Annotated in this window: 11 protein-coding genes and 2 tRNA genes; 7 read left to right on the top strand and 6 right to left on the bottom strand. The window is 73.4% G+C overall.

Going from position 1 to position 15,064, the window contains the following annotated elements; all coding sequences use genetic code 11:
• Positions 1 to 18 precede the first annotated feature (18 nt).
• Together NRK68_RS06820 and NRK68_RS06815 are read left to right on the top strand one after the other, a co-directional pair.
• The gene (locus tag NRK68_RS06820; protein WP_183067607.1) at positions 19 to 507 is read left to right on the top strand and encodes a TIGR02611 family protein; all 489 of its coding nucleotides are present in this window, start codon (positions 19 to 21) and stop codon (positions 505 to 507) included.
• 46 nt (positions 508 to 553) lie between these two features.
• Positions 554 to 625, top strand: a tRNA-Val gene (locus NRK68_RS06815).
• A gap of 67 nt (positions 626 to 692) precedes the next feature.
• Here NRK68_RS06815 and NRK68_RS06810 read toward each other — a convergent pair.
• Entirely contained in the window at positions 693 to 3,023 is a 2,331-nt protein-coding gene (locus tag NRK68_RS06810; protein WP_257855336.1) for an SCO7613 C-terminal domain-containing membrane protein, read from the bottom strand.
• 139 nt (positions 3,024 to 3,162) lie between these two features.
• On the opposite strand from NRK68_RS06810, the gene NRK68_RS06805 reads away from it, so the two are divergent.
• Positions 3,163 to 3,234 (top strand) — tRNA-Val (locus NRK68_RS06805).
• Between the two features lie 60 nt (positions 3,235 to 3,294).
• Here NRK68_RS06805 and NRK68_RS06800 read toward each other — a convergent pair.
• A complete protein-coding gene (locus NRK68_RS06800) occupies positions 3,295 to 4,020 on the bottom strand; it encodes a 3'-5' exonuclease (protein WP_046780397.1) in 726 nt (241 codons plus the stop codon).
• Positions 4,021 to 4,242: 222 nt separating this feature from the next.
• Here NRK68_RS06800 and NRK68_RS06795 point away from each other — a divergent pair, with 222 nt between their 5' ends.
• Together NRK68_RS06795 and NRK68_RS06790 are read left to right on the top strand one after the other, a co-directional pair.
• A complete protein-coding gene (locus tag NRK68_RS06795; protein ID WP_183067605.1) occupies positions 4,243 to 4,857 on the top strand; it encodes a DUF4365 domain-containing protein in 615 nt (204 codons plus the stop codon).
• Positions 4,857 to 6,101 (top strand): hypothetical protein, encoded by a 1,245-nt coding sequence (locus tag NRK68_RS06790; RefSeq protein WP_257855335.1) that lies wholly within the window; start codon positions 4,857 to 4,859, stop codon positions 6,099 to 6,101. The genes NRK68_RS06795 and NRK68_RS06790 overlap by 1 nt, the downstream gene beginning before the upstream one ends.
• Here NRK68_RS06790 and NRK68_RS06785 read toward each other — a convergent pair.
• Positions 6,043 to 6,567: a GNAT family N-acetyltransferase gene (locus NRK68_RS06785; protein ID WP_183067604.1), complete on the bottom strand. Its 525-nt coding sequence runs from the start codon at positions 6,565 to 6,567 to the stop codon at positions 6,043 to 6,045. The genes NRK68_RS06790 and NRK68_RS06785 overlap by 59 nt on opposite strands.
• A gap of 961 nt (positions 6,568 to 7,528) precedes the next feature.
• Here NRK68_RS06785 and thrS point away from each other — a divergent pair.
• Both thrS and NRK68_RS06775 read left to right on the top strand, forming a co-directional pair.
• On the top strand, positions 7,529 to 9,505 hold the full coding sequence (gene thrS, locus NRK68_RS06780; RefSeq protein WP_030965188.1) for a threonine--tRNA ligase: 1,977 nt from the start codon (positions 7,529 to 7,531) through the stop codon (positions 9,503 to 9,505).
• A 71-nt stretch (positions 9,506 to 9,576) separates the two neighbouring features.
• The gene (locus NRK68_RS06775; RefSeq protein ID WP_183067603.1) at positions 9,577 to 10,137 is read left to right on the top strand and encodes an HIT family protein; all 561 of its coding nucleotides are present in this window, start codon (positions 9,577 to 9,579) and stop codon (positions 10,135 to 10,137) included.
• A gap of 41 nt (positions 10,138 to 10,178) precedes the next feature.
• Here NRK68_RS06775 and NRK68_RS06770 read toward each other — a convergent pair whose 3' ends face one another.
• The 3 genes from NRK68_RS06770 to NRK68_RS06760 form a co-directional block, all read right to left on the bottom strand.
• The gene (locus tag NRK68_RS06770) at positions 10,179 to 10,580 is read right to left on the bottom strand and encodes a DnaJ family domain-containing protein (RefSeq protein WP_183067602.1); all 402 of its coding nucleotides are present in this window, start codon (positions 10,578 to 10,580) and stop codon (positions 10,179 to 10,181) included.
• Positions 10,581 to 10,794: 214 nt separating this feature from the next.
• Complete coding sequence (locus NRK68_RS06765) at positions 10,795 to 12,459, bottom strand: AbeC-like domain-containing protein (RefSeq protein ID WP_257855334.1); 1,665 nt, start codon at positions 12,457 to 12,459, stop codon at positions 10,795 to 10,797.
• 158 nt (positions 12,460 to 12,617) lie between these two features.
• Entirely contained in the window at positions 12,618 to 14,813 is a 2,196-nt protein-coding gene (locus NRK68_RS06760; RefSeq protein ID WP_183067600.1) for an elongation factor G-like protein EF-G2, read from the bottom strand.
• Between the last annotated feature and the right edge of the window lie 251 nt (positions 14,814 to 15,064).

The raw sequence follows: 15,064 nt of genomic DNA, 5'->3' as shown, positions 1-15,064 counted from the left end.
TCGGGTAGATTCGGGACCATGAATACGGGGAGTGACCGCGGAACGAACGAGTCCGCTGCCGGCGACACCACGGGAACCACCGCGCCGACCTCCGCAGACACCACTGCGGAGACCGCCGAGACCGCGGAGGAGACGCAGCACGTCTCGAAGGCGCCCGCCTTCATCAAGGCCCGCAGGACCCTGCACCTCAGCTGGCAGGTCGGCGTCTTCGTCGTCGGCCTCGCGGTGATCGCCGCGGGCGTCGCCATGCTCGTCCTGCCCGGCCCCGGCTGGGTGGCGATCTTCGCGGGCCTGGCGATCTGGGCCACCGAGTTCGCCTGGGCCCACTTCGTGCTGCGCTGGACGAAGCGCAAGGTCAGCGAGGCCGCCCAGAAGGCGCTCGACCCGAAGGTACGCCGCCGCAACATCATCCTGACCACCACGGGCCTCGTCATCGCGGGCGCCCTGATCGGCTTCTACCTGTGGAAGTACGGGTTCGTCCTGCCCTGGGACCTCAAGGACCAGTGATGGTCAAAGAGCACCGCTGACATGGGGTAATGTTTGCGGTGCGTCCGGGCGATTAGCTCAGTGGGAGAGCACTTCGTTCACACCGAAGGGGTCACTGGTTCGAACCCAGTATCGCCCACCCGGACCAGAGGCCCGGAGACATTAACCGTCTCCGGGCCTCTGGCGTTCTCCGCCGCGTGCCCGGCCTACCGCAGCCGGCCGATCGCGGCCCGCAGCCGACGGGCGTCCCGCAGGCGCTTCTCGTACGTCGCCCCCACCGCCAGCAGCAGCACGCCCGCCAGTGCCGGCGGCACCCAGCGCGGCAGCGCCCCGGCGACCTGCACCACATACGGCGCCAGCTCGTGCACCGCCACCGCCGCCAGCACCGCGCCGCCCAGCAGGAGCGGTGCCTGCAGCCGCCGGTGCGCACCCGCCAGGGCCACCGCCAGCGCCGCCGCACCCAGCACCAGCGGGCGCACCCAGCCGGTGTCCCCCCAGGCCGCCAGCAGGCTCGGCACCAGCGTCGCCGCCAGCCCCGGTGCGTACGCCGTCCACGACGAGGCCTGCGCGTCCCGGCGCCGCCGCAGGAAGCCCACCGCGAGAGCCGGCAGCGTGACCGGCAGGGTGTACGCCTCCGGCGCCGTCACCCCGGCCTCCGCCAGCCGTACCCACGTCGCCGCCACGAACAGCGCGCCCGCCGCCCAGCCCAGCACCCGCCGCTCCGGCCGCACCGCGGCGCCCGCGCACACCACCCCGGCCAGAGCCAGGGTCAGCGCCAGCGTCCCCGGCCGCCCCGCTGCCAGGGCCAGCGCCAGGACCCCCGACACCCCCGCCGCGATCTCCGCCGGCAGCCGTACGGCGCCCAGCCGCGGCCCGAGCGCCGCCACCGACGCCGGCGCCGCGAGCACCGGCAGCGCCCACCAGACCACAGCCAGGTCCGACACCGCGGCCGCGGCCACCAGCAGCCCCGTCCCGTAGCCGACCGCGCACACGGCCGCCCCCGACCGGACCCACCGGGCCGCGGGCCCGTACGCCGCTCCCGCGGCGCAGCCGGCCCCCAGCAGCCCCCACACCGCGAAGGTCGCCACGCGGCCGTCCAGCGCGCCCAGGGACACGTTCGCGGCCCCCGCCAGCGCGCACACCGCCGCGGCGATCCCGGCCCCCCGCGCAGGGGGGCGCAGGGCCAGCGCCCCCGCGGCCCCCGTCACCGCGAGCTGCACGGCGAAGACCACCGCCACCGGGAACCCCAGCAGCACCGGCGCCGTGAACAGCGCCGCCCAGGCCGGCACCACCGCCACCACGACGGGCTCCGGCCGCGCCGACACCCGCCACAGCCACCAGGACGCCCCCGCCGTCATCAGCAGCGCGACCGTGGCCGACGCCCCCGGGCCGTACGGATCCGCCACCGGGGCGGTCGCCGCCCACACCTCGTCGAGCACCCGCAGCCGGGCCACCAGCACCGGCACCACCGCCGCACCCGCCGCCAGCGCCCCCAGGGCGCCCACCACGACACCGGCCACGACCGACCCGCGCCGGACCGCCTCCGGCAGCGCGGGCACCCGCAGCGCCACCAGCAACGGCAGACCCACCAGCAGGTGCGCCACCAGCGCCCAGCCCGGCTCGAGCTCCGGCCGGGCCACACCGGCCACCGCCACCACCGCCGCCAAGGCACCCACCGGCGCCGCCGCCCGGGCGCGCGGCTCCCGCCAGGCCGCCGCCGTACCCAGCGCCGCACCCGCCAGCAGCAGCGCCGCCGGAGCCAGGGCCTGCGCCGCCGAATCCGCCGACCACGACCGGGCCGCCCCGACGAGCAGCGCCGCCGAGCCCAGCACGGCCGCCGGGACCGCCGCCGCGCGGACCCGCAGCGCCAGCGCCGCGTCCAGCGCCGCCGTCACCAGCAACGCCCAGCCGAGCCCCAGCGGGCCCGCCTCCCCGGCGACCGCCGCCAGCGGCAGCGGCAGCTGCGCCGCGACCACCGCCGCCGGCAGCGGGAGCCGCAGCGTGCGCAGCGCCGACCCGTACCCGGCCCACACCGCCGCCAGCACCGCCGCCGCGCCGGCCGCGTACCCGGTGCCGTCCGTGTCCGGCATGCCGAGCGCGTACAGCGCGTACGCGTCCAGCACCGTCAGCAGCAGCCCCACCGCGGCCACCGACTCAGCCGTCGACCGCAGCCCGCGGCGCAGCAGCACCACGGGCGCGGCCAGCGCCGCCGCCGTCACCGCACCCAGCACCGCCGAGCGTCCGGCGATCCCCATGGACCCCCAGCTGATCAGCGTGAACGCCAGCGCGGCCACGGCCAGCAGCACCGCGCCCAGGGTCAGCAGAACGTTCTGGGCGCCCGGGGCCGAAGCCTCCTTCGCGGGCCCGGCGGGCGCGGGCGCACCCCAGCGCAGCGGAGCCGGTGCGGCCGTGGACTGCTGCAGCAGACGCAGCAGCCAGTCCCGCCGGCCCAGCAAGTACAGGCGCCGGGCATCGAGTTGGGCCAGCTCACGGTCGATGAGCGCCAGCTCTTCGGCCGGCGGCAGAGGCGAGTTCATAAGCGGAGTGTGGCCCCCGTCACCCGGTCAGGACATGGGCGGGGGTACTCAAGTACGTACTGAGTACCCCAGGCCGGAGCCCGGCGGGGGAAGCGGTTTGAACCAGCCCCGAGGCTTCTGTATTGTTCAGTGCGTTCCCGGGCGATTAGCTCAGCGGGAGAGCACTTCGTTCACACCGAAGGGGTCACTGGTTCGATCCCAGTATCGCCCACCGGGTCAGGCCGGTCCGTCGATGACGGACCGGCCTTCCGCATGTCCGGGCCGTGCCGTCCTACGCGGCCGCCGACAGATCCGGCCGCAGCGGCCAGTGCGGGTCCACCGCCTCCGGGGTCCCCTGCCGCGCGAACCACGCCTGGAGGCCGCGCGCCTGCGCCGCGTGCCACACCGCCTGGAGCGTGTGCAGTTCGGCCGGCGTCAGCCGCTCCAGCCGCGAGGCGAACCGGCGGCCCACCGCCCGTACGAGCTCCAGCGAGGCCATGGCGTCCGCCGCCGCGTCGTGCGCGCCCTCCAGATCGATGCCGTAGTGCGCGCACAGGTCCGTCAGCGTCCGGCGGCCCTTGCGGTACCGGTCCAGATGCTTGTCCAGCACCCGCGGATCCAGCACCGTCAACGGCCGGTTGTCCAGGTACCGCGACAACGACGACGCCCGGTGCCGACGCAACTCCCGGTCCAGCAGCGTCAGGTCGAACGGCGCGTTCATCACCACCACCGGCCGGCCCGCGATCTGCTGCTCCCCGAGCGCACGGGCTATCTCCTCCACCACCGGCGCCGGCCAGCGCCCGTGACGCTGCAGGTGCTCGTCGGTGAGGCCGTGCACTTCCGTCGCACCCGGGGGCACCGGAACACCGGGATTGACCAGCCAGCGCGTCGTGCGGACCCGGCCGCCCGCGCACTCCTGCACGATGAGCGCGGCGGACACGATCCGGTCCTGCTCCACGTCCACCCCGGTGGTCTCCGTGTCGAATGCGGCCAGCGGGCCCTCGTACCAGCGTGTCATGGCGAACTCCTCGTCCCCGGTCGGCAGTTGGGGTGCAGCCGGGCGCCGCCGCCTCGGAACGTGCCGCCCCTGCCCGAATCGGTGATACCCGGGCTGTTTGTTCCGTACGCCGTTTGCGGCGACCCGGGTGCGGAGACAACAACCATGGGGGACCGTACACATGACCGGTCGTCACCCCACCCACCACCGAGAGCAGAGCCCGGAAGGCATGGGGAGCCGGCCATGGCGCTCGCACAGCCCGAACCGGGCGGGGTGCTGGCGGGGCAGATCGATCCGCGGACCGGGAGCGGCGCAGGCGCGCCGGACGGGACGCGGGCCGTACCGCTGCGCGGCACACTCGCCACCACCGCATGCATGGAGACCCTCCAGGTGGGATACCTGCACGCCGTCGCCGCCGCGGCCGGCTGCTCGCTGTCCCAGCCCTTCCCCGACAACGGCGTCGACTGGCACGTCAGCCACGGCGCCCCCGAGCACGTCGTCGACGACGAGGTCACCGTCAAGGTGCAGTTGAAGGCGACCTACCAGGTACCGCCCCGGCCGCCCGGGCCGACCTTCGCCTTCACCCTCGACAACGAGCACCTGGTGAAGCTGGCCCGCACCCCGGTCGCCGTCCACAAGATCCTCGTCGTGATGCTCGTTCCGCGGGAGCGCGACCAGTGGCTCGCCGCCGGACACGACCGGCTCGACCTGCGGCACTGCTGCTACTGGACCAACCTCGCCGGACACCCCGTGACCGGCCGGCGCCGGACCACCGTGAGGATCCCCACCGCGCGGATCTTCGACGACCGGGCGCTGTGCGAGATCATGACCCGGGTCGGGTCGGGAGGGACACCCTGATGCACTGGCACCCGCCGAACCTCGAACCGCTGCTGCCCCCGGACCACGGGAGTCACGGGCACTTCCCGGACTTCCCCGGCTTCCCGCGCTCCGCCGCGCCCGATCCCGGGCAGGTCGACCCCGCCGTGCTCGGTGCGCTGCTGCACCGGCACGGCTGGCTGCGCCGGGGCGGCGCCGCCGGGCGGTACGGGCGCTGGACACCGCCCGGGCACGACGGCACCAGCGTGCTCGTCCCCGAGAACCGGGCCTTTCCCGACTGCACCGACCTGCTGGAGGAGGCGCTGACCGCGCTGTCGCGCAGCACGCTCCCGTCGGCGCGGGAGGTGCTCTACGGGCTGAGCGTGCCCAGCGACGAGATCCGCTGGGAGCGGGAGGTCCCGCCGGGGGCGTACGGGCTGGGCGGCGAAGCGGCCTGGACGGTGCAGGAGCAGCTGCGCTCGGCCGCCCGGCAGCTGCTGCTGGCGGGGGCGCTCGCGGCGCGGGCGCGGGCCGGCTACTACGGCGCCCGGCACCGCGCGCAGGCCGAACGGGTGCTGGACGCGGTGCTGGTGGGGCCGCAGCCGGGCGGGCGGCGGCTGAGCGCGTACGTGCCGGTGGACGGCGGTCGGGGCACCGTGACCCGGCTGCACCACGCGCTGCACGCGGCCCGCGAGGCCGTGGACTACCAGCGGGCCACCGGCGGGATGGAAGCCTTCGACGCCGCCGTCGCGGCAGGGGTCAGCCGGGAGCTCACCGAGGCACTGATCGCGCTGGTGCGGGGCTCGGAGGGGGCCCGTGTCGCCCTCGCCTGGGCGCCGGCGGCGGGGGTCCCGGCGGGCTGCGCGGCCCGGCCGGAGCCGGTGGAGTTCTCCCCGGGCGACCTGCCGGTCCTGCGGGAGGCGGCCGCGCGCTACACCCGCGACGAGCCGGCCGTGCGGGTGCGCGTCGCGGGGGCGGTGGTCCGGATGCGGCGCTCGGCCCCGGGCGGCGGGGGCACGGTGCGGCTGCGGGTGCTGGCCGGGGCGGAGGTCCCGTACGTACGTGCCGCGCTCGACGAGGAGGCGTACCAGGTGGCCGGCCACGCGCACCTGGTGGGCCTGCCGATCCGGATCAGCGGGCGGCTGCAGCGGCGGGGCGGCTTCCGCCGGCTCACGGACGCCACGGACGTGACCCCCGTCCCGCTGGACGAGGTCGAGCGGGACCGCCTCATGAAGTCCCTGGACGAGTCCCTGGACCCTGCGGATGTCCTGCCGTCGGACGACTGAAGGAGGCCATCACCAGACCCGGGGCGGGGGAGAAGTCCGGGCCGCGGCTGAAACCGAAGGCCTCGTAGAGGCGGACGGCCGGGGTGTTCGCGGCTCCGGTGGTCACCTGGACCGGGCGGCCGGGGAAGAGCTCGGCCAGCTCGGCCAGCGCGTGGCGCAGCAGCAGGGAGGCGATGCCGCGGCGGAAGAAGGCGGGGGCGACGCAGAGCCGGTCGATCCCGGTGGCGGGGCCGTTGGGCTCCTCCCCCCAGGCGAGGAACCCGGCCGGCTCCCCGTCCTCGGAGACGGCCCCGACCCAGTGCAGTGCCTGCGCGCGCATCTCGGCGAGGCTCTCGCGCAGGGCGGGGATCCCGTCGAAGCCGATGAGCTCCGCCTCGACGGTGTACGCGGCCCGGCCGATCCGGTGCACGGCGGCGGCGGTGGCGTCGTCGGTCAGGTCGAGTGAACGGACGTGCAGGCTCGGCATACGGGTCCCTCCGGGGGCTGAGGCAACCCCTCACGCTACCGGCGCCGCCCGGCGGCGCGACCGAATTTCCCGGCGGGCCGGGGCGGGGCGGGGCGGGCCGGGGCGGGCGGGGCGGGGTCCGGGCCGTGGCCGGGGGCGCGGGCTTGGTGGCGCGGCCTGCTTTCGCCGGAGCCGGGGCTTCGGAGGTGCGGCCCGCACCTGCCGGGGCCCGGCGGTGGCTTCGGTGTGGGGCGGTGCCCCTCCGGGGCGTCTCCTCGGCTCGCGAACCCTGAGCGGGACCGCCCTGTGACCCGGTGGTGGGTTCGCTCGACCTGCGGGGACGCCCCGGAGTGTCCCCACCCCACGGCCGCTCTTTCCGGTGGGGTGGGGGCGCGCCGGGATCTCCCCGCGGGTCGAGCGAACGCACCGCTGGGCGGCGGGCCGGTCTGGTTCGGTGTTCGCGAGCCGAGGAGAGGTCCCGGGGTGGCCCCGCCCCACGCCCCGCCTGCGCCGTCTCGTGCCCGGCCGGAGCTTCGGGGCCCTGTTCCCCCCCGTACCCGGCCGGAGCCCGGGCCCTGCCGGGGTTTCGGGGGACCCCACACCCGCCTGCGCCTGCCCGTGCCGGGCCGAGGTTTGCGGTGGGGTGGGGGCGCGCCGGGATCTCCCCGCAGGTCGAGCGAACGCACCGCTGGGCGGCGGGCCGGTCTGGTTCGGTGTTCGCGAGCCGAGGAGAGGTCCCGGGGTGACCCCGCCCCACGCCCCGCCTGCGCCGTCTCGTGCCGGGCCGGAGCTTCGGGGCCCTGTTCCCCCCGTGCCCGGCCGGAGCCCCGGCACAGCCGCACGTGCCGCCTGCGGCTGTCCAGGGGATACGGGCGGGGGCGGGCGGAGCCCGGGAGTAACCGTTTAGCGGCGCAGCCACTCGGCTCGGTACGATTCACGCGCGCAGCGTTCGCTCGCGCATCCCCTGAGTCAGGAGTGACCGGTGTCAGACGTCCGTGTGATCATCCAACGCGATTCCGAGCGGGACGAGCGCGTGGTGGCCACGGGCACTACGGCGGCGGAGCTCTTCGCCGGCGAGCGCACCATCGTCGCCGCCCGCGTCGCGGGCGAGCTCAAGGACCTCGCCTACGAGGTGCAGGACGGCGAGACCGTCGAGCCGGTGGAGATCTCCTCCGAGGACGGCCTCAACATCCTGCGCCACTCCACCGCGCACGTCATGGCGCAGGCCGTGCAGGAGCTGTTCCCCGAGGCCAAGCTCGGCATCGGCCCGCCGGTCCGTGACGGCTTCTACTACGACTTCGACGTGGCCCGGCCCTTCACGCCGGAGGACCTCAAGGCCGTCGAGAAGAAGATGCAGGAGATCCAGAAGCGCGGCCAGCGCTTCTCCCGCCGTGTCGTCACCGACGAGGCGGCGCGCGAGGAGCTCGCCGACGAGCCGTACAAGCTGGAGCTCATCGGCATCAAGGGTTCCGCGTCCACCGACGACGGCGCGAACGTCGAGGTGGGCGGCGGCGAGCTGACCATCTACGACAACCTGGACGCCAAGACCGGCGAGCTGTGCTGGAAGGACCTCTGCCGCGGTCCCCACCTGCCCACCACCCGCAACATCCCGGCGTTCAAGCTCATGCGCAACGCCGCCGCGTACTGGCGCGGCAGCGAGAAGAACCCGATGCTCCAGCGCATCTACGGCACCGCGTGGCCGTCGAAGGAGGAGCTGAAGGCCCACCTCGACTTCCTCGCCGAGGCCGAGAAGCGCGACCACCGCAAGCTCGGCAACGAGCTCGACCTCTTCTCCATCCCGGACGAGATCGGCTCCGGCCTCGCCGTCTTCCACCCGCGCGGCGGCATCATCCGCCGGGTCATGGAGGACTACTCGCGCCGCCGGCACGAGGAGGAGGGCTACGAGTTCGTCTACTCCCCGCACGCCACCAAGGGCGCCCTCTTCGAGAAGAGCGGCCACCTGGACTGGTACGCGGAGGGCATGTACCCCCCCATGCAGCTCGACGGTGGTACCGACTACTACCTCAAGCCCATGAACTGCCCGATGCACAACCTGATCTTCGACGCGCGCGGCCGCTCCTACCGCGAACTGCCGCTGCGCCTGTTCGAGTTCGGCACCGTGTACCGGTACGAGAAGTCGGGCGTGGTGCACGGCCTGACCCGCGCCCGGGGCTTCACCCAGGACGACGCGCACATCTACTGCACCCGTGAGCAGATGGCCGAGGAGCTCGACCGCACCCTCACCTTCGTGCTGAACCTGCTGCGCGACTACGGTCTGACCGACTTCTACCTGGAGCTGTCCACCAAGGACCCGGAGAAGTTCGTCGGCTCGGACGAGGTCTGGGAGGAGGCCACCGCGGTCCTCCAGCAGGTCGCCGAGAAGCAGGGCCTCCCGCTGACCCCCGACCCGGGCGGCGCCGCCTTCTACGGTCCGAAGATCTCCGTGCAGGCGCGCGACGCCATCGGCCGCACCTGGCAGATGTCGACCGTGCAGCTGGACTTCAACCTGCCGGAGCGCTTCAACCTGGAGTACACCGCCCCGGACGGCTCCCGCCAGCGTCCGGTCATGATCCACCGCGCCCTGTTCGGCTCGATCGAGCGGTTCTTCGCCGTGCTGCTGGAGCACTACGCGGGTGCCATGCCGCCGTGGCTGGCCCCGGTCCAGGCCGTCGGTATCCCGATCGGCGACGGACACGTCGAGTACCTGCAGGAGTTCGCCGCTGCGGCGAAGAAGCAGGGCCTGCGCGTGGAGGTGGACGCCTCTTCCGACCGCATGCAGAAGAAGATCCGCAACCATCAGAAGCTCAAGGTCCCGTTCATGATCATCGTTGGTGACGAGGACATGGCGGCGGGCACCGTCTCCTTCCGCTACCGCGACGGTTCGCAGGAGAACGGCATCCCGAAGGACGAGGCGCTGGCCAAGCTGGCGAAGGTCGTCGCGGACCGCGTCCAGGTCTGATCCGTACGGCGCGGGCCCCCGGAAAGTGATCACTTTCCGGGGGCCTTCCTCGTCCGCACGGGCAAGGTCATATGCTGCATGGCATGACGACTGAGCCGGAGCAGCAGATCGGGGTCGGCACGCAGGACGCGTTCCAGCGGCTGTGGACGCCCCACCGGATGGCCTACATCCAAGGGGAGAACAAGCCGACCGGCCCGGAGGCCGGGGACGGCTGCCCCTTCTGCGGGATTCCGGAGATGTCCGACCAGGACGGCCTGGTCGTGGCGCGGGGCAAGCACGTCTATGCCGTGCTGAACCTCTACCCCTACAACGGCGGCCACCTGATGGTGGTCCCGTACCGGCACGTCGCCGACTACACCGAGCTCGACGGTCCGGAGACGGCCGAACTGGCCGACCTCACGAAGCGGGCGATGGTGGCGCTCCGCAAGGCCTCGGGTGCCCACGGTTTCAACATCGGCATGAACCAGGGCGCGGCGGCCGGCGCCGGTATCGCCGCGCACCTGCACCAGCACATCGTGCCCCGCTGGGGCGGGGACACCAACTTCATGCCCGTCGTCGGTCACACCAAGGTGCTGCCCCAACTCCTCGCGGACACGCGCCAGATGCTCGCCGACGCCTGGCCCCAGGGCTGACCCCCGGGGCTCCGGCCCCCACCAGCCGTGCCGGACGCCCGCTACGAGGCGTGCCGCTCGCGCCGGGCCCGCAGCTCGGCCTCGACGTCGAACTCCTTCAGGTTGAGGGGAGGGCCCGGCGGGGGCATCCGCAGGGCCGAGCGGATCTTCTCGTTCACCTCGGTGAGCAGGGCCCGCGCCTCGCGTTCCGTACGCGCCGCCGCGGCCGCCTCACGGGCGTCCTCGGCCTCCTTGCGCAGCGCGAGCGCCGGCGGGAGGGCGGCGAAGCCCTCCCGGTGCATCTTGTCCCGGATCCACCACAGCTCGTCGTACGGGGCGTCGAGCGAGGCCAACGGTTTGCCGAAGCCCGGCAGCTCCTTGAAGTCGCCGCGTGCGGTGGCCTGCCTGATCTGCCGGTCCACGAAGGACTCGAAGTCCACGCCCGGCGGTTTGCGCTCGGTCACGGTCGCCTCCTCGGCCCGTCTCCTCGTCCCTCCACCCTAGCCACCGGATCCTAGGCCGCCTCTTCCGGATCTTGCCTGACCCGCGCCGCCCTGCACCGCGCCTCGCCGCGTTGTCGAGGCACCCGAGTACGTCCAGTACACGGGAGCCTCTCCGCCTTGCGATGCACGGCACCGGACGACGCGGGCTCAATCGGCAAGATCCGGAAGAGACGACCTAGGCGTCGTAGACGTCCGCCTTGCGCGGTGCCGGCTCCTGGATGAGTCCGCTCATGATCGAGGAGCGGTTGGTGAAGCGCTCGGTGTCCACGCCGTTCTCCTCGAGGACCTTGAAGGTCGCCGTGTGGATCGACCTCAGGACCGGGGCGACCGTGCGCAGGGCGTCGTCGGCCATGAACCGGTGGCGCCACATCGAGCTCGCCCAGACGTGCCGCAGGCCGAAGGGCTCGGGCAGCACCAGCTTGCCGCCGAAGAAGTCGAGGATCGGCGGGTACCAGGTCAGCGGCGCGCGCACGGCCAGGCGCACCACCTCCTGGGTGTCGACCAGCGCCAGCGGCTTCTCCACGGTCTCCCAGAAGCGAATGCTCTTGGGCACCTCCACCACCGGTGCCTTGGACTTGGTGGTGAAGAGGCCGTGCACGGGGCCCAGGGCGTGCGCGGTGACGTCCACGCGCAGGGTCTTGTAGAGCACGGTGACCGTGACCAGCATGTTGATGATCAGCTGGCCGTCCCAGAGCGGGTACTGGATGCCCAGGTAGTGCCGGTTGCCGGAGTTGAACTGCTGCTCGTTGCAGATCCGGGTGACCTCGTGCGGCTTGACGAGGAAGGCGTCGACGTTCTCCCCGGTGGGGCGGGCCACCTCGGCGGCGCCCTCGCCGACCGGAGTGACGATCCAGTGCTGGATCGCGGCCGGCGGGAAGCCGCCGGTGTGCAGCGGGCCCCGCTCCAGCTTGCGCAGCTGGGCGTCGATCGCGCGGATGACGTCCCAGGCCCGGAAGGGGTGGATCTCCTTGCCCTCGTCCTTCGGGGCGAGCTCCTCGGCCATCTGCCAGTTGCCCCAGCGGGTGCCCATCCCGAGGATGCCCTTGGGGCCGGCGTAGAAGACCTGGTTGCTGCGGTCCTCGGCGGTGAGCTTGGCGAGCTGGTGGCGCAGGTCCTCGCGGGCCTTCTCGTCGGGGTTGCCGGGCACGGCCTCCGGGATCTTGGCGGCGACACCGCCGCCGGACAGCAGCCCGTCCCAGCGTTCGCGCAGATCACGGGCGGTGGACTCGCAGGTGCGGCGGGCCAGCAGCCAGCCCAGCGCGGGCGCGATGACCATGCCGCGTGCGTAGAGGCCGAGGAAGCCGGTGAGCGGCAGCCTGAACATCAGGACGGCAACCACGACGCCCACGCCCACCAGGAGCGCGGTGCCCAGCCAGGAGTGCTTGCCCTCCTTGGAGGCGAGGGACTTGCGGAGCTGGAAGAGCCCCAGCCACAGCAGCAGCCCGGGCAGGAACAGCACACCGCAGACCAGCATGATCACGCGGAGCCTGCGGTCGCGCTCCTTGCGGATGCGGGACGCGGCCAGGCAGTGCTCCACGACCGTCTGCGGGTCGGCGCCGAAGGACTGGATGAGCGGCTTGCGGCCGGCCCCCAGGGTGCGGGCCTCGACGGCCCGGCAGAAGGCCTCGCCGAGGCTGGGCTCGAAGAGCGAGAGCTTCGGGGGCTTCACCGTGGCCGGGTGGTTCTCGCTGTTGGCCCCGAGTATCGCGTCGAGCCGGGTGTCCTTGCCGCCATCGCGGTACGCGGCCGAGGCGAGGGCGTTGGTCGCCGCCGTCTGCCCTCCGCCGTTCTGCAGAGGAATCTGCGCGCCGGGCCTGAAGTCGAATCCGTCGTCCGCCACCGCTGCCCCCACCCCATCGCTGTGCGTTCCTGCTGTGTTCCTGCTGTTCTGATGCGCCGAAGAGCCTATCGGCGGATCCCGCCCCGTGGTCATGGGACAGGGAAATGCCGCCCATCGCAAGCTGGTTGGACGGGCGGCACACCCCGGGGCTACCTCAACTAAGTTCCCTTCTCTGCCTGTTCACGCACCTTTTCCGCGATCTGGGGCGGCATGGGCTCGTGCCGGGCGTAGGCGCGGGCGAAGCGGCCGGTGCCGTGCGAGACCGAGCGCAGCTCGACGGCGTAGCGGCCGATCTCGATCTCGGGGATCTCGGCACGGACCCGGGTGCGCCCGGACCCGGCCTGGTCGGTGCCGACGACGCGGCCGCGGCGGCCCGCGAGATCGCTCATGACGGGCCCGACGTACTCGTCGGGGATCAGGACGTCGAGCTCGGCGACCGGTTCGAGCAGGTCGATCCGGGCCTCGGCGGCGGCCTCGCGCAGGGCGAGCGCGCCGGCGGTCTGGAAGGCGGCGTCCGAGGAGTCCACCGAGTGCGCCTTGCCGTCCAGGAGGGTGATGCGGATGTCGACCAGCGGGTAGCCGGCCGCGACCCCGCGGGCGGCCTGGCTGCGGACGCCCTTCTCCACGGACGGGATGAACTGGCGGGGCACCGCGCCGCCGACGACCTTGTCGACGAACTCGATGCCGCTGCCCGGCGGGAGCGGTTCCACCTCGATCTCGCAGATGGCGAACTGGCCGTGTCCGCCGGACTGTTTGACGTGCCGGCCGCGGCCGGCCGCCTTGCCGCCGAAGGTCTCGCGCAGGCTCACCTTGTGCGGGACGGGATCGACCTGGACGCCGAAGCGGGTGCGCAGCCGCTCCAGGGCGACGTCCTGGTGGGCCTCGCCGAGGCTCCACAGGACGACCTGGTGGGTGTGCGGGTTCTGCTCCAGCCGCATGGTCGGGTCCTCGGCGACGAGCCGGGCCAGGCCCTGCGAGAGCTTGTCCTCGTCGGCCTTGCTGTGGGCCTCGATGGCGAGGGGGAGCAGCGGGTCGGGCATGGTCCAGGGCGCCATCAGGAGCGGGTCGTCCTTGGCGGAGAGGGTGTCGCCGGTCTCGGCCCGGCTGAGTTTGGCCACGCAGGCCAGGTCGCCGGCGATGCACCGGCCGAGGACGCGCTGCTGCTTGCCGAAGGGGGCGGTGAGGGTGCCGATCCGCTCGTCGACGTCGTGGTCCTCGTGTCCGCGGTCGGACAGGCCGTGCCCGCTGACGTGGACGGTCTCCTCGGGGTTCAGGGTGCCGGAGAAGAGGCGTACGAGGGAGACGCGGCCGACGTAGGGGTCGGACGAGGTCTTGACGACCTCGGCGACCAGGGGGCCGGCGGGATCGCAGGTGACGTCGGGGCGGGCGGTGCCGTCGGGACGGGTGACGGTGACGGCGGGGCGCTCCAGGGGCGTCGGGAAACCGCCCGTGATCAGTTCGAGGAGTTCCACGGTGCCGAGGCCCTGGCGGGCGCCGTCGGCGGCGGGAGCGGCCATCAGGACAGGATGGAAGGTGCCGCGGGCCACGGCCCGCTCCAGGTCCTCGACGAGCGTCTTCAGGTCGATGTCCTCGCCGCCGAGGTAGCGGTCCATGAGGGTCTCGTCCTCGCTCTCGGCGATGATCCCCTCGATCAGGCGGGAGCGGGCCTCGGTGATGAGGTCCAGCTCGGCCGGGTCCGGGTCGCGCTCCACGCGCTCGCCGGAGGTGTACTCGTACACGCGCTGGGAGAGCAGGCCGAGCAGGCCGGTGACGGGGGCGTGCCCGTCCGGGCCGGCGGGGCCGTGCAGGGGGAGGTGGAGGGGGATGACCGCGTCGGGGTCGTCGGCGCCGAAGATCTCGCCGCAGACCGCGGTCATCTGCGTGTAGTCGGAGCGGGCGGCCTCCAGGTGGGTCACGACGATCGCGCGCGGCATGCCGACGGCCTCGCACTCGTCCCAGACCATGCGGGTGGCGCCGTCGATCCCGTCCGAGGCCGAGACGACGAAAAGGGCCGCGTCCGCCGCGCGCAGACCGGCCCTGAGTTCCCCGACGAAGTCGGCGTATCCGGGGGTGTCCAAGATATTGATCTTGATCCCGTCCCATTCGACGGGGACGAGGGAGAGCTGGATGGAGCGCCCGCGCCGGTGTTCGATCTCGTCGTAGTCGGAGACGGTGGCGCCGTCCTCGACCCGGCCGGCCCGGTTGACCGCTCCGGCGGTCAGGGCGAGGGCTTCGACCAGTGTGGTCTTGCCGGATCCGCTGGGGCCGACCAGCACGACGTTCCGTATGGAGGACGGGCGGTCGGCCGTCAGTGCCCTGCCGGCGGCTCCGGCTTGGTGTGATGTGGCTCCCATGGTGCTCGTGCCTCCCGGTGGTGACGGTGAGGAGGGTGGGTTCCTTGTCCCCGCGCATGAGGAATGCGCGGTTCTACGAGCTTTGCACCGCTGTCACGCGGCGTCCATACGTCGTACCGCGGACGTACCGGCGGCGTACAGGGGGCGTACGGGGCGCGCGCCCGGGACGCGCCGCGGACCGGCCGCGGCACGAAGTACGCCTTACGGAGCGAGAACCGGTGGGTGCGCGGCGTTCCGGCGGCGGCGTGCTG

This window comes from Streptomyces yangpuensis (genome assembly GCF_024666385.1).
GTDB classification, from domain to species: Bacteria; Actinomycetota; Actinomycetes; order Streptomycetales; family Streptomycetaceae; genus Streptomyces; species Streptomyces yangpuensis.
The sequence above is the reverse complement of the archived record's forward strand: the minus strand, read 5'-3'. Positions and strand labels throughout refer to the sequence as shown.

Excerpts from the sequence above, each read along its gene's own strand:
- NRK68_RS06820 (WP_183067607.1), top strand. The coding sequence starts at position 19 with ATGAATACGGGGAGTGACCGCGGAACGAACGAGTCCGCTGCCGGCGAC.
- NRK68_RS06810 (WP_257855336.1), bottom strand. The coding sequence starts at position 3,023 with ATGAACTCGCCTCTGCCGCCGGCCGAAGAGCTGGCGCTCATCGACCGT.
- NRK68_RS06800 (WP_046780397.1), bottom strand. The coding sequence starts at position 4,020 with ATGACACGCTGGTACGAGGGCCCGCTGGCCGCATTCGACACGGAGACC.
- NRK68_RS06795 (WP_183067605.1), top strand. The coding sequence starts at position 4,243 with ATGGCGCTCGCACAGCCCGAACCGGGCGGGGTGCTGGCGGGGCAGATC.
- NRK68_RS06790 (WP_257855335.1), top strand. The coding sequence starts at position 4,857 with ATGCACTGGCACCCGCCGAACCTCGAACCGCTGCTGCCCCCGGACCAC.
- NRK68_RS06785 (WP_183067604.1), bottom strand. The coding sequence starts at position 6,567 with ATGCCGAGCCTGCACGTCCGTTCACTCGACCTGACCGACGACGCCACC.
- NRK68_RS06775 (WP_183067603.1), top strand. The coding sequence starts at position 9,577 with ATGCTGCATGGCATGACGACTGAGCCGGAGCAGCAGATCGGGGTCGGC.
- NRK68_RS06760 (WP_183067600.1), bottom strand. The coding sequence starts at position 14,813 with ATGGGAGCCACATCACACCAAGCCGGAGCCGCCGGCAGGGCACTGACG.